Annotated in this window: 15 protein-coding genes; all 15 read left to right on the top strand. The window is 39.4% G+C overall.

The genetic code is table 11. The features are described 5' to 3' along the window. The 15 genes from HMPREF1536_RS20830 (at nucleotide 1) to HMPREF1536_RS20765 (ending at nucleotide 13,647) form a co-directional block, all read left to right on the top strand. Nucleotides 1-1,734 (top strand): ATP-binding cassette domain-containing protein, encoded by a 1,734-nt coding sequence (locus HMPREF1536_RS20830; RefSeq protein ID WP_028729225.1) that lies wholly within the window; start codon nucleotides 1-3, stop codon nucleotides 1,732-1,734. 5 nt (nucleotides 1,735-1,739) lie between these two features. Next, nucleotides 1,740-2,507 (top strand): glycosyltransferase family 25 protein, encoded by a 768-nt coding sequence (locus HMPREF1536_RS20825; protein WP_052349893.1) that lies wholly within the window; start codon nucleotides 1,740-1,742, stop codon nucleotides 2,505-2,507. A gap of 170 nt (nucleotides 2,508-2,677) precedes the next feature. Further along, the gene (locus tag HMPREF1536_RS20820; RefSeq protein ID WP_028729226.1) at nucleotides 2,678-2,920 is read left to right on the top strand and encodes a DUF4248 domain-containing protein; all 243 of its coding nucleotides are present in this window, start codon (nucleotides 2,678-2,680) and stop codon (nucleotides 2,918-2,920) included. Between the two features lie 334 nt (nucleotides 2,921-3,254). Beyond that, nucleotides 3,255-3,974, top strand: coding sequence for a sulfotransferase family 2 domain-containing protein (locus HMPREF1536_RS20815; protein WP_044193127.1), 720 nt, complete (start codon nucleotides 3,255-3,257; stop codon nucleotides 3,972-3,974). Nucleotides 3,975-4,415: 441 nt separating this feature from the next. Further along, nucleotides 4,416-4,934 carry a hypothetical protein gene (locus tag HMPREF1536_RS26740; protein ID WP_028729227.1) on the top strand — a complete coding sequence of 173 codons (519 nt, stop codon included), beginning with the start codon at nucleotides 4,416-4,418 and terminating at the stop codon, nucleotides 4,932-4,934. Between the two features lie 248 nt (nucleotides 4,935-5,182). Beyond that, nucleotides 5,183-5,584 carry a hypothetical protein gene (locus HMPREF1536_RS27975; RefSeq protein WP_157395731.1) on the top strand — a complete coding sequence of 134 codons (402 nt, stop codon included), beginning with the start codon at nucleotides 5,183-5,185 and terminating at the stop codon, nucleotides 5,582-5,584. After that, a complete protein-coding gene (locus HMPREF1536_RS20805; protein ID WP_028729229.1) occupies nucleotides 5,520-6,677 on the top strand; it encodes a tetratricopeptide repeat protein in 1,158 nt (385 codons plus the stop codon). The genes HMPREF1536_RS27975 and HMPREF1536_RS20805 overlap by 65 nt, the downstream gene beginning before the upstream one ends. Then, on the top strand, nucleotides 6,670-7,740 hold the full coding sequence (locus tag HMPREF1536_RS20800; RefSeq protein ID WP_081693393.1) for a hypothetical protein: 1,071 nt from the start codon (nucleotides 6,670-6,672) through the stop codon (nucleotides 7,738-7,740). The genes HMPREF1536_RS20805 and HMPREF1536_RS20800 overlap by 8 nt, the downstream gene beginning before the upstream one ends. A gap of 508 nt (nucleotides 7,741-8,248) precedes the next feature. Then, entirely contained in the window at nucleotides 8,249-8,620 is a 372-nt protein-coding gene (locus HMPREF1536_RS20790) for a hypothetical protein (protein ID WP_028729231.1), read from the top strand. Nucleotides 8,621-8,937: 317 nt separating this feature from the next. Then, nucleotides 8,938-9,435, top strand: a complete 498-nt coding sequence (locus HMPREF1536_RS20785) for a hypothetical protein (RefSeq protein ID WP_028729232.1) — start codon at nucleotides 8,938-8,940, stop codon at nucleotides 9,433-9,435. Further along, nucleotides 9,435-10,826 carry a replicative DNA helicase gene (locus tag HMPREF1536_RS20780; RefSeq protein ID WP_028729233.1) on the top strand — a complete coding sequence of 464 codons (1,392 nt, stop codon included), beginning with the start codon at nucleotides 9,435-9,437 and terminating at the stop codon, nucleotides 10,824-10,826. The genes HMPREF1536_RS20785 and HMPREF1536_RS20780 overlap by 1 nt, the downstream gene beginning before the upstream one ends. 6 nt (nucleotides 10,827-10,832) lie before the next feature. Beyond that, nucleotides 10,833-12,056, top strand: a complete 1,224-nt coding sequence (locus HMPREF1536_RS20775) for a DNA primase (RefSeq protein WP_028729234.1) — start codon at nucleotides 10,833-10,835, stop codon at nucleotides 12,054-12,056. Nucleotides 12,057-12,069: 13 nt separating this feature from the next. Next, nucleotides 12,070-12,882 carry a family 6 glucosyltransferase gene (locus tag HMPREF1536_RS20770; RefSeq protein ID WP_046149335.1) on the top strand — a complete coding sequence of 271 codons (813 nt, stop codon included), beginning with the start codon at nucleotides 12,070-12,072 and terminating at the stop codon, nucleotides 12,880-12,882. Between the two features lie 24 nt (nucleotides 12,883-12,906). Beyond that, the gene (locus HMPREF1536_RS28270; protein ID WP_150115641.1) at nucleotides 12,907-13,089 is read left to right on the top strand and encodes a hypothetical protein; all 183 of its coding nucleotides are present in this window, start codon (nucleotides 12,907-12,909) and stop codon (nucleotides 13,087-13,089) included. Between the two features lie 12 nt (nucleotides 13,090-13,101). Further along, nucleotides 13,102-13,647: an acyltransferase gene (locus HMPREF1536_RS20765; protein WP_028729235.1), complete on the top strand. Its 546-nt coding sequence runs from the start codon at nucleotides 13,102-13,104 to the stop codon at nucleotides 13,645-13,647. Nucleotides 13,648-13,661 lie beyond the last annotated feature (14 nt).

The raw sequence follows: 13,661 nt of genomic DNA, 5'->3' as shown, positions 1-13,661 counted from the left end.
ATGGTACGATTGATACCTTTGGAGATAGTGCGTTTGTACAACTTATTACCGCATTCATACAGATTGCGTTTATGGGGCGTTGGCATGTCCGTCTTTCTCATGTCTGTTTTGGATTTGTTAGGTACAGGTGTTTTATTGCCTGTTTTATTATTGGTGTTGAACGAAAAGACATTGCTGGAAAATCATTATTTGGCTTTATTCTATAATTGGGCTGGGTTCGAAAACTCCAGTTCTTTTGTATTCTTCGTTTGTGGGTTGGTTTTGCTTTTTTCAATCTTTCGTGTAGGTTTATCGACCTGGTTGCAGTATAGGCAGAATCAACGGTTATTTTCGATATCTTCCTACTTATCCATCCGGTTATACCGGTGCTATTATGCCAAAGGGTATTTGTTTATCAAACAGAATAACAGCCATAAATTAATTAACCAGGTTAACAGTGTTGCAACTAACGTGATTCAGGGCTATTTTGTTCCTTTTACGCAGCTAACGTGTGAGATATTAGTTACAATTTCTATACTGGTTGGATTGATTACTTTCAATGTGTATGTATTTTTATTGGTCGTGTTGACGTTTGTCCCGATCACGTTAGTTTATTACCGCTATTCCCGTTCTCGGATAAAACTATATGGAGAAAAACTTTATTTGTTGGCACCTCAAAAAGGGAAATTGCTGCAACAGACTTTTATCGGATTTACGGACATGGAAATGAGTAACACTTTTTCGGAAAGTATCGCGCGGTTTTCCAGTTTATTAAATGAGCAAAACTTTATACAGGTACGTAATTTATTATTGAATAATTCCTTGCAGAAGGTTTTAGAAGTTGCAATTATCTGCTCTCTAGTTGTTTTGATCATAGCTACGCAATTGTTTGAGTTCCCGACTCTGGGAATGATTGTCGGAGTGTTTGCCATTGCTGTTTACCGGGTGTTGCCGGGTATTATACGAAGTACCGGATATCTGTTCAATATAAGAGGAAATACATTTGCATTCAATGTATTGTCTGATCTTGAATCGGATCTGGCTTATAACGGAACAACAGAGCAAAATCCGATTGAATTCCGGCATTCTATCGATATCCGCGATCTCAGTTTCTCGTATGGTAAGGAAAAACAAGTATTCAATCAATACTCTTTGGTGATCAATAAAGGAGATTTTATTGGGTTCCGGGGCGAATCCGGTTGTGGAAAGTCTACTTTATTTCATCTGATACTGGGATTCCTGAAACCGGATTCGGGAGGTATTTATATAGACGGAGTCGCTTTGTCTGCCGATAAGTTGACAGCATGGCGAAGTAGGATCGGGTATGTATCACAACAACTGTTTATGATAGAAGGATCATTGCTAGACAATATTGTTATGGGACTAGACAATAATAACCCGGATATGGAGCGGATAGATCGGGTTTTACGTTTGGCATCGCTGGATCGTTTTGTGAGGACTTTACCTGAAGGTATCCACACATCGGTCGGAGAAGGAGGAAGTCTATTGTCGGGAGGCCAGCGTCAACGTTTGGGTATAGCACGTGCTCTGTATAAAAAAGTAGATATTCTTATGTTTGACGAAGCTACTTCTTCATTGGATGAAAACACCGAACATAGTATTAACGAATCTATAATCAAGTTGTCGGAAGAATGTCCGGATTTGACTTTATTGATCATATCTCATCGTCCGGAATCGTTAGATATCTGTCGAAAAATTATAGATATTTCAAATTTACACGGATCAGTTATCTGAAAAATATGGAGCAGATAAAAACATATATCATAAATCTTCCGCAGGAACATGAACGGAGAAAAAACATTTTGGCGGAAACTGTAAAATATCCTTGTCTGGATGTTGAAATGGTAAAAGCTATTTATGGAAAAATATTGTCTGATAATGAAAAAGACCGTCTGTTCGATAAAAATAAATTTCGTAAATATTATGGACGGACTCTACTTCCCGGTGAGATAGGTTGTACTTTGAGTCATAGGAATTGTTATAAACTTCTGTTAGAGTCTGAATATGAGTTTGCATTGATCCTTGAAGATGATGCCTACATCAAAGATGATGTTTTTTCAGCGTTTTTTATAAAATCTGTAATGGAATTTATGAATAGTTCTGACCCGGTTGTTTTGTTGTTGCATGCAGATTTCGAATCTATTGGAAGTAACTCTTCTTTTTATGGTAAATATGATTTGTATGCTGTTTATAGTGCATTGTTTACAACTGCTTATTTATTAAATAAAAGTGCTGCCCGATTATTTTTACAAAAGAAACCTCCTTATTTTTGGGTAGCAGATGATTGGCATTTGTTTCGTAAGTGGGGTGCTCATATTTATTCTTTGTTTCCTTCGGTTGTCGTTCAGCAATGGGATAAATTCAGTACGTCAATTCAGGAGGAAAGAACTATTCCGGGAAGAAAAAGATTATTACCTCATTCCTGGATTGAGTGTCGTCTGGCCTATGAAAAGTTGGTCTATTTATTTCTAAAGAAAATGGGTGTTATTAATCATTATGCAGGATAGATGAGAGTGTGCAGGTGAACAAAATAACGGTTATGAACGGCACTGAACAATAAGATGAAAGATGATTGTGTACTCATTGAAAAACAATGAAATGAATTGTGATAAAGTTTGTATATATGAAGCCTTTTCAGTAAATTTATAGCATATAAATCAATAAAGGAACAACCATTATGAAAGCAAGTGATTATCCCGGAGAAGAAAAATTCCCCATCAAGAGTTATGGATTTACAGAGTTAGGTTTATTGTATAATCCGGATTTGCAGCCAGGATCGGCTGCTCAGTCATTAAAACGCTGGATCAATCATAATCCCCATCTGACAGCCGCTCTCACAGAAGCCGGTTGGCACAAAGGCCAACGTAAGTTCACCCCTTTGCAGGTACGGCAGATTGTCTGCTTTCTGGGAGAGCCTTAGGAAATAGAAAACGAAGAATTAAAATTAGACAGTACATTCGGTTTAAATATTCATCCTTGTATGATTGCTACCCGAAAGAGTTAGTGAAAATATAAAATGAAGTATGATATGGCAAAGAAAATACCTTACAGATTGATGGATTATTTTATCATCTGGCCGAAAATTGAACACGGCCTACCTGGAAAAGATGCAGGCTCCTTTTTGGCCGTATGGAAATAGTTTTGAGGGATTTTATCATTGTGAGTTGGAGAAAATGATGGTTTTCTGGCGTCATGTTCGGTTATTGGCAGGATTATAAAATAAAGGTTTTTGAAATAGTATAAAAACAGAATTTATGAGGAATGTTTATAAATGCATTAGAGAGCTTATCTTTTTGTACAAAAAATACAGTAGAGCAGAAAAAGTATTTTTTAGAGATTTTATTTATGATGTGGATAGAAAATTAGTCTATCTCAATAATCCTAAAGTCGCATGTACTTCGATCAAGAAATCAATGTTTGGAGAGCGGCAGAATATTCATGCATATGTACCTTCTGTGAGAGAGCTGTCTGCTGAAATGAATGATTACTATAAGTTTACATTTGTACGGAATCCTTATGAACGTTTGGTTTCCTGCTTTGAGGATAAATGTATCCAACATCCTGGTGATCCTTGTTGGGAAGGATTCAGAAATTTGTTGGAGGTGCGCAATTTTAATCAGTTTATCATAAGAATTTACTTAATTCCTAATGAGCAGGCTGAAGCTCATTTTGTTAGACAATACAACCTGATATATGATAAAAAGGGTCGATGTCTGGTTGATTTTACAGGAAAAGTGGAACATATGAATGAAGAGTATAAGTCGATTCGTGAGCGTTTCAATTTATTGCCGTTGTCTCATAGTAATCGGGCTGCCTCCCTTACTGATCGAAACTGGATGGATTATTATACCCCTTTTACGGCTTGGCTCGTATACCGGAAATATAAAAAAGACTTTATTGCTTTCGGATATGAAGATGAATATCGGAAGTTGAAGGATTATTTGAAAAATAGGAAATATGAGACTCGAAACTAGAAGAATGTGAGGCTCGAAACTAGGATGTGAACTTATTATAGTATCTGTGTCTTCCATGGCTTTAGCCTCGTTTCAATTGCCGTCGGTTTTAACCGACGGTTCAGATGATGTTGTTTTTCATGGCTTTAGCCAAAGTTAAAAGAAATTTGGCTAAAGCCAATCATAGTAGAGATTACCCAACCGTCAGTTAAAACTGACGGCAATTGAAACGAGGCTAAAGCCATGAAGACAACGACACTACATTCACATCTGTCAAGAATTGAAACATTTAAAACTGTCAAGAACTGAACATTCAACATTGAAAATAACTGCCAAATTCAGAAGTACTTCATTTGAGAAAAAGTAAAATCCTTAACTTTCAAAATTAATACCAACCCTTAATCCTGCTGATTTTTCATCTTTGATACAGAAAAATAAAGTATCTTTCGATATTCAATAAACATGTGTGAAAATAAAAAACAAATCGAATGCACCTGTCCTCTTTGCAGTAAAGGTGCTTACAATAGTGCAGATTATTATGTGGATATGTCTTTTCTGAAGAAAGAGCGTCCGATTGGAGTATCCGAATTGTTGCGTGTAAAAAATGATGCTGAGTTCTTAACGGATTGTATCGACTCCTGTATCGGTGCTTTGGATGAACTGATCATCTGCTATCAGGAATGTACGGATAATGCACCGAATATTATTCATGAAAAGCAGCAGCAATATCCGGATAAAATTAAGGCCTATTTTTATGCTCCTCCCGTTTATTGCCATAATCTGACGGACGAAGAACTGGCATATGCTTTTTCTCTTCCAGATGATTCTGTTCATAAACTCTGTAATTATTATAATTATACTCTGTCGAAAGCTACTTATCGGTATGCTATGAAAATAGACAGTGATCAGATTTATTTTACCGAAAAACTGAAATTGTATTGCGATGCTTACCGGAGAGAAGAACCGTTAAAATGTCGTTGAGTGATTACTTGATTGGATATTATGCGAAGTGCTATTACCATATAATTAGTAAATGTGTCTATTTTTATTATTTGGATATATTATCCTATATACCTTTTACCCGTCGTCTAATCGCTAAAAAATATACGGATTATCAGATCAAAACAATTATAAATCATAAATATGCCTTGTCGATGTCCGGCATAAATATGGGGTATGAATAAGGAAAATGGGGTATTTATGTTTTAGATAAATTGCCCTTCAACGGGATGATGGACTCTTTAATATTTGAAATAACAGAAGATACTTTTTATATAACTTTTCTGGACTGGAAAATACCGATTGAACTTATGCGGTATAATAAAACAATGCTAAAGAGTGATTGGCTCTGGTATCATTTACAGGGAATGAGAAGTTGTATGCCCCAATACCCTAAAGAGTGGATAGCTTCAGTTCCGAAACTGAAGCCAGTGAGCAGATCTGCTCACTGGCCTGGACTTATGAAAAGAACCTGGTTGTTCTGGTGGGCATATCGAAGTGATTTACCCAAACCTGAAGAATTGTTTATACCAGATAATAAAGAATATTCAAAAGAATTAATAAATCATGCGAAAAAGAATTTTAGAAGGAATAGCCGGCTTTGGTTTGCTGGCGGTTCTACCGGCTTGTAATACACAGAAGCAAGCAGTTACAAACGATGTTTATGAAGTGGCACGTCAGGAACAAACTGCTTCAGGTGATAAAAATAAGATAATCAATCCGGTCGGACAGCCGGCGAGGAGTATCCTGATTCCCCAGTTACAGATCGATGCCCAATCCGTTTACAACCGGATGATCAACTATATCACACCGGATGAAGAACTGGCTCCAAAGATAGTTTCTCAGAATATTTCCGTTTATGTCGATTATCCGGCAGGGGGTGTATCGGTCAATCCCAAATATGGCAATAACCAAGCTGAATTGGTAAAGCTGGGCGAACATCTAAAGCCTCTTCTACAATCCGGCGACGGTGGTATTACAAAAATCCGTATCACCGGCTATGCCTCTCCCGATGGTGGCACGAAAGAAAACGAACGCTTGGCTGGAAACCGTTCCATCCAATTCAAGACCTACTTACTGAAGCAATTCAATTTGCCCGATAATGGCCTTGTAACAGTCGATTGGGTAGGTGAGGATTGGGACGGTTTGAAAGAACTCATTGCTAAATCGGATAAGAAGTATAGTAGCCGTGTACTGGCAATTTTCCAACTGACGGACGATCCCGACAGCCGCCGTAAACAGATCCGTGCAATGGATAACGGAGCTGTCTATAAAGACATTGAAAAGAGTTTCTTCGGTCGTTTGCGTCGCATGGAACTTACGGTAGAAGCGGAGTCACAGATTCTTTCTACCGACAAAGCTCTGTTGATAGAACAGATTTACAATGAACCGGAAAAAGTCTCTTTGACAGATTTTCTTCGTACTGCTTCCCTATACCGTCCGGGGACGGATCAATATCGTGAGGTATATGAACTGGCCGCATATACCTATCCTTCGTGTGCTGTCGTTCAGTTGAATGCTGCCGCAGCCGCTTTGTCACAGGGGGATAAAGAGTCTGCCCGTTACTTTTTCAATCAGGTCGGAGGAGATCAGCGTGCTTACAATAATCTGGGCGTATTGTCATTGATGGATGGCGATAAAGAAACGGCAACTTCTTATTTCCATAAATCCCTTCCGCAGAATCCGAGGCTGGCCCGTGAAAATCTGAGGATAGTAAATGAATAATATGGTCGGGTATTATAATAGTGAGGATTACTTGGTGGATATGTCTTTTCTGAAGAAAGAGCGTCCTATCGGTGTATCGGGACTGCTTCGCGTAAAAAACGATGCAGAGTTTTTATCGGATTGTATCGACTCTTGTATTACTGCGCTGGATGAACTGATAATCTGCTATCAGGACTGTACGGATAATGCTCCTGATCTTATCCGGCAAAAACAACGACAGTATCCGGATAAGATCAAAGTATATTATTATGCTCCTCCGGTCTTTTGTCACGGATTGACAGAGGAAGAAACGAGAGATGCTTTTTCCCTACCCGATACTTCCGTCCATAAGTTATGTAATTATTATAATTATACTTTATCAAAGGCCACCTATCGTTATGCGATGAAGATCGACAGCGATCAAATTTATTTTGCTGAAAAGTTGAAACGATTTTGTGATGCTTATCGTAAGGAGGGAATGGTCAGAATATCGTTTGGGAATTATCTCGTAAAGTTTTATGCCAAAATATATAGGATTGCAGTCAGGAAATGTCCGGCCTTATTTAAAGTGGATTTGCTGTCATTGATACCGGGAGTTCGAAGCATGGTCGATAAGCAATACGAAATCTATCTGTTAAAAGAGATTATTAACAATAAGTACGCATTATCTCTGTCCGGTATCAATCTGGGATACAAACAGGGGAGATGGGGAATTTATCTGTTGAATAAACTTCCGTTTAACGGAGTAACCGACCATTTGATTTTTCGTATAACAGAGAATACTTTTTATACGACTTATTCCGGCTGGAAAATCCCAATTGAAAGGATGAAGTACGAGGCTCCTATGCTTTTGGGAGGCTGGTTCTGGTATCATTTGCAGGGAATGAGAGAAAATGCAGTTCAATGTCCTAAAGAATGGATAGCTTTAACCTCGAGGTTAAAGCCAATCAGAACCCATTCTGATTGGCCGGGCTGTTTTAAATATCTATGGCTATTCTTTTGGGGATATGACCGGGATCTGCCTGATCCGGATCAATTATTACCCGAAACAACAAATAATATAATCAATCGAAAAAAAAATTAGATATGAAAAAGCAAATACGTTATTATTTCACCGATTTCTGGTCTAGCTTTGATTTCACCGACTGTTTTTGGTATATATTTTCGGAATATGACCTGATACTGAATATATTCGACTATGCGTTCAGTTTAAGTAATATACAATGTGATGATCATACTTTCAGGCTGTATGGGAATAGCAAAATGTATGTAAATAGGAAGATTCTGGAAAAAAGAATGAACATGAAGATTAAATCGATCGGATTAGATAATCGCCTAATTCGTTCGGTTATGACCAGACTTTTAAAATAAGGGTGTTTTGAAATGTTAAGACCTGACTTTTGAATTCAAAATAAGGGACTTTTAAAATCAAAAGTCAGGACTTTTTTTAAGAAATAAGCAACTCATTCCCGGCCTAATACATACAACAATATGGATAAAAAATTTTATCAAGGCTTGCGGGAGGGGATCCGTTATCTTTTCCTACTTTCAGAGAGAATGTAAAACAACAACCCGATCCGGTAAAAACAATTATGGAGACAGCCGTTTTTTTACGCGAATCGGATGAAGTTGATAATGAACAATGGCATAAATTTGCACGACGTTTCTTTGAGAAATACCGTGATACGATCATACAGTATTTCGGGTATGAAAAACTAATGCATTATACGCCGTGCAGAATAGTAAACTATCCCCGTTTTTTTATTGCTGTAGTGATGGTGTTATTCGAGTCCGGTATTTTCGGATGCAATAGGAAAGAGTTGGCCGATACACTTTATGAAGTATTTTCCTTGGAGAAAGAACGTTCTACGATCCGGCGATGGTTTTACGAAATGCCTCCGGAATATGAAGAGGATTTAAAATCTTTTAAGAATATTATCCCCACACAAAAAAACAAGAAATAAATTATTAATCAGTTGGGAATGAGGTTGCTTTGTTCTTGTTTTCTTGTTTTTTCGTGTACTCCGCCCAAAGGACAGGCTATTGTATATTTACCGCATCAGGTAAATAGGCGGGAGAGTCCGGATTTTAATTTTTGATCAAGCCTCTTTGTATTAATAATAAATAATATTTATTCTATATTAAAGAGAGCTGCAACCCCGAATGTAATCCTTACTGATCGTAATCGGCTTGGATGTGATGAAAATCATTGATTGCAAGATGTGACTTTACTGCGGATTTACCTGTGACACTTCAATTATTAATTAAAAACGAAGAAATCATGACGAAATGTAATGAAAACATGACTCCGGGTAGTAGTAGCAAAGGTGGTTATCTGAGAGTGGAAAGAAATGTGCTGAAAGCCTCTTTTGGCGATAATGTAGAATTACGCCATCTGGCCAGGGTGTTGTTGTGTGTACAAACTTTTGTTTATTTCCGTGAAGGGGTGGTATGTTTCAATGAGGCTACTTTTATTTGCCATGCTGGCGAATGGATCACTTCGTATTCGGAGATGGCGAATCTGACAGGCTTGTGCCGTAAAACGGTAAAGAAATGTTTGATCCGTCTGAAATCTGCCGGTTTTCTGCAGGTTAAGGATCTGATAAACTACAAGCTGATCTCATTAAACAACTATAACCGACAGAAGCCGGTTTCTGTTAATACAGATTTGCCTTCACCTATCGGTCAACCGGCAGAAAATGAATCAACAGGGGATTTCTTTGGACAAGCAATGAATTTCTATAACCCTAATAACGGACAGAAAGGAATGGTGAATTGATGAAAACAACACAGAATACAAAGCGGGAAATAATCCCGAACATCAACCTGGCAATGGAACAGGCCGTGATAGCGGGCTTATTGACCAGTCCGGATGCTATATTCGATGTAATCGGTCGTTTGAAAGCAGACATGTTCAGCGACCAGCGGATCAGTTTTGTTTACCGTGCGATCCTGTCGTTAGTAGAGTCGGGTACCGGAGTCGACATGTTGACAGTAGAAAATGAGATGCTGCGTCTGGATAGCAGCCTTTATATGCAGTTGAACGGTTTGTCATTCCTTACGGAAATGTTGCTGGATGTGCGTACCGACAGCCATATCCGTATTCATGCCGATGAGCTGGTGCGCTGCTATACTTTGCGCCAGTTGGTCAACGGTTTGAAGGAGAAAGAGACGGAGGCGCAACTGCCTTCCGCCGACTTGCCGGAATTGCTGACGGGAGTAGAGGATTTGGCGGGAAGGTTACGCAACGGAATGGCTCGTTCGGTGTCGATGGAAGAGGCCGGATCGGTGGCTCGACGTGTGTTGGAAAAGAGTTTTCAGGAGCAGGCAGACCGCGAAGCGGGTAAGATCACCCGTATCCTTTTCGGTCTGTATGATCTGGATGCCCTGACCGGCGGATTGTATAAAGGGGAGCTGACAGTGATAGCCGGCCGTCCTTCGATGGGGAAATCGGCAGTGGCCTTGTGGATGGCACTCAGTATGGCCAAGAAGGGCATACCGGTCGTTTTCTTTAGCGTGGAGATGAGCAAGGAGCAGAATGTGATCCGTTTGTTGTCGATGATAAGTGGTATTGATGCCGACCGTTTGCGCTTCAAAGGAACCTTGGCTTCCGACCGTTTGCGATTGGAGCAGGCGCAGCAGGAACTGGAACGTTTGCCGATTACACTCGAATATTGCGGGTCGGATACGATAGACGACATTCGTGCTAAAGCGCAGGTATTGAATAAGCAGGGGAAACTGGGTGCTTTGTTCATCGATTACCTGAACCTGATCAATATCGTCGTATCGAAAAATCAATTGCAGGAAACGACCGATCTGGCTTTAGGTAGTATTGCCCGCAAAACGAAATTGATGGCAGAGGAAATGGAGATCCCTGTGATCCTGCTGGCGCAGTTGAACCGTGAGGTCGACCGCAGGCAGGGTCTTCATTTCCCTGTACTGAGTGATTTGCGTAACTCGGGTGCAATCGAACAGGTGGCTGATGTAGTGATCTTTGTTTACCGTGCCGAGAAATACAATATTTTTTACGATCCGAAAACAAAGGAAGACCTTCGCGGCGTTGGCTTGCTATTGTTGGCCAAGAATCGCAATGGAGCTACCGGTATAGCTAAATTCCGGTATAATCCGGCAATGACTTGCCTGACGGATTATGATCCGAGAGTGATTTAGCAAATAATGAATCTGAAAGATCAAATAAAACAAGTTGCCCGTTTGGAGGAGGTAGTGGAACGCTACCTTCTTCTGAAACGCGGAGGAAGTTCGACAAAGACTCTGGTAGGTCTTTGCCCGTTCCATGACGATCGGCATCCGTCGCTGCATGTTAATGTGGAAGGGCAATATTACAAATGTTTTGCTTGCGGCGAAGGTGGTGACCTGTTCCAGTTCGTACAGCAAATGGAGGGCTGCGATTTTCGTCAGACATTGAAGATATTAGCAGGCTGGTATGGTTTGTCGGATACGGATGATTACCGGCCTGTAAAATATCCTCCGGTAAGAAAGAAAAGTATCCCGGTGGTGAAAGATAAACCGGAGCTTGTCAGTCCTATGCATATTACCGCCCTGCTTCGTAATCACCGGATGGTGTTGGATCTTCTGGAAAAATATGTCCCGGAAGAAGATAATCTTCGAGAGACTTATAGTTTCTTTGAAGTGGGCGTAGCCTCTTATTTTTTACCACCCGATTATGCTAAATTTTGTAACCGCTTGATCTTCCCGATTCGTAATGAACAGGGGAAGCTGGTTGCTTTCGCCGGGCGTTACCGGGGAGAAACCGAAGGAACGGACATCCGTAAATATGTAAACTCGTCAACCAGTCCGGTATACCACAAAAGTGAGATTTTATACGGTTTATATCAAGCACAAGATGAAATCCGTAAACATAAATTCGTCTATATCACCGAAGGGTATAAGGATGTGCTTGCCATGCACGCTGCCGGATTTAGAAATACGGTTGCTTTGTGTGGCACGACTCTGACCGAACAGCATGCGGCTTTACTTTACCGATATACACAATGTGCCATTGTTATGCTTGACGGTGACGAAGCCGGACAGGTAAATGAGATCAAATCCGCCTGGCTGTTATCAGGAAAAGGCTTTTCTGTCGGCCGGATCATTCTTGAACCGAAACATGATCCGGACTCATTGCTTCGTTTAATGGGAGATCAGGAGTTCACCGGATATATCAAAAAAGTAACCCGTTTCAGCCGGTTGGAAATATATGAAGCCGATTTATTAAGACAGATCAAACAATTGTTGTCCGATTTACAATTGGCATTGACTGTAACGGAGCGTACAGATCTATTTGTACGTATGATTCCTTTGCATAAGCGATTGTCGAAAGTAACGACCTTATTGGCGCATTCTTCGGTATTAAAAACGGACTGGTTTATTAATCTTTAATAGTTTTAGTATTATGAAAATAGGTATTCTCTATATCTGTACGGGAGTTTATGACTTTTTCTGGAAGAGCTTTTATTTAAGTGCGGAGCGTTACTTTCTCCAGGAATATTCCTGGAATCGTGAATACTTCGTGTTCACGGATTCTCCTTCTATTTATGGTGAATTTGAAAATGAGCATATACACCGTATCCATCAGGAAAATCTGGGATGGCCGGGTAATACGATGAAGCGTTTCGAAATGTTTCTGAGTATACGTAACCAGTTAGAAGATCAAATGGATTATTTATTCTTTTTCAATGCCAATATGGAGTTTATGTGCCCTGTGGGAGAAGATATATTACCTACAGAAAAAGAAAACGGATTGGTCGGAGCATTGCACACATGGTATTTTGACCAGCATAAATGGAACTGTCCGTATGAACGCCGGCGAATGTCTTTCGCTTTTATTCCATATTGGAAAGGTAAACATTATTTCCAGGGATCGTTGCTTGGAGGAACAACTGCTGCTTTTCTGAAAATGTGTGATACGTGTAACCGATGGATCGATAATGATCTAAAAAATAATATTGTGCCTATTTGGCATGACGAATCGATTATCAATAAATATTATTTGCTTCATACTCCTAAAGTGCTTGATTGCAGATATAACTATTGTGAAATAAGGAATCTACCTGTTGAAAAGAAGATAATGTATAAAAATAAGGCAAAATATTTTTCATTTGAGGATCTAAAACGTCCGTCTTACTCGACTTATCCGGTAATGCCCGGGAAAAATATAATTAAAATCCTGAGTCGGGTAAAAAAGGTGTGGAAGATAATTTTTTAACTTGAATCATTATAATTATGATTGTTGACAAAGAACGCAGGATTATATGAAGAGGATTGGAGAAAATTGTTGGAATTTTTCGGTTTAGCTGAATACCATGAGAATCTAAAGATTGCAAAAGAATATGTTATTCCGAAAAACATCTGTGAAATGATCAAAGATTTATATACTGAAGATCTTGATCTGTTCAGAATTTATGATTTATAACCTTACATTAAAATGCTTCGCACTTTATTATTATATCTCATTTACTGGAAAGAAAAATTTCGTTTATACAAACAGGTTTCTTTTAATGGATTTACCGTTGTATATGCTTTTAGAAAATCCCGGATTTGCTGGGGACGAAATATTGTAATTAACAGCCATTCATTATCCAATCTGGCAGGAATGCATCAGCGTACCATCCTTGTTGCCCGTGACGGGGGAAAAATCCGTCTCGGAGATAATGTGTCCGTATCCGGTACCACTATTTATGCACTCGAGTCGGTTGAAATTGGCGATAATACGCAAATCGGAGTAAATACGATCATAATGGACAATGATTTTCATCCGCTGAATATTACTGCAAGGCGAATGAACGACAGGAATGCCATCCGCAGGAAACCGGTACGCATCGGCAACGATTGCTTTATCGGAATGAATGTAATTATTTGCAAAGGCACTGTATTGGGCGACCGCTGTATTGTCGGAGCCGGTAGTGTGGTTTGCGGAGTATATCCTGATGACTCGGTGATTATAGGTAATCCGGCGATTAGGAAAAGATAATACATTGTACATAT

It is taken from the genome of Parabacteroides gordonii MS-1 = DSM 23371 (genome assembly GCF_000969825.1).
Taxonomy (GTDB): domain Bacteria; phylum Bacteroidota; class Bacteroidia; order Bacteroidales; family Tannerellaceae; genus Parabacteroides; species Parabacteroides gordonii.
Note: the sequence above shows the minus strand (reverse complement) of the source record. Positions and strands in the feature narration are given on the sequence as shown.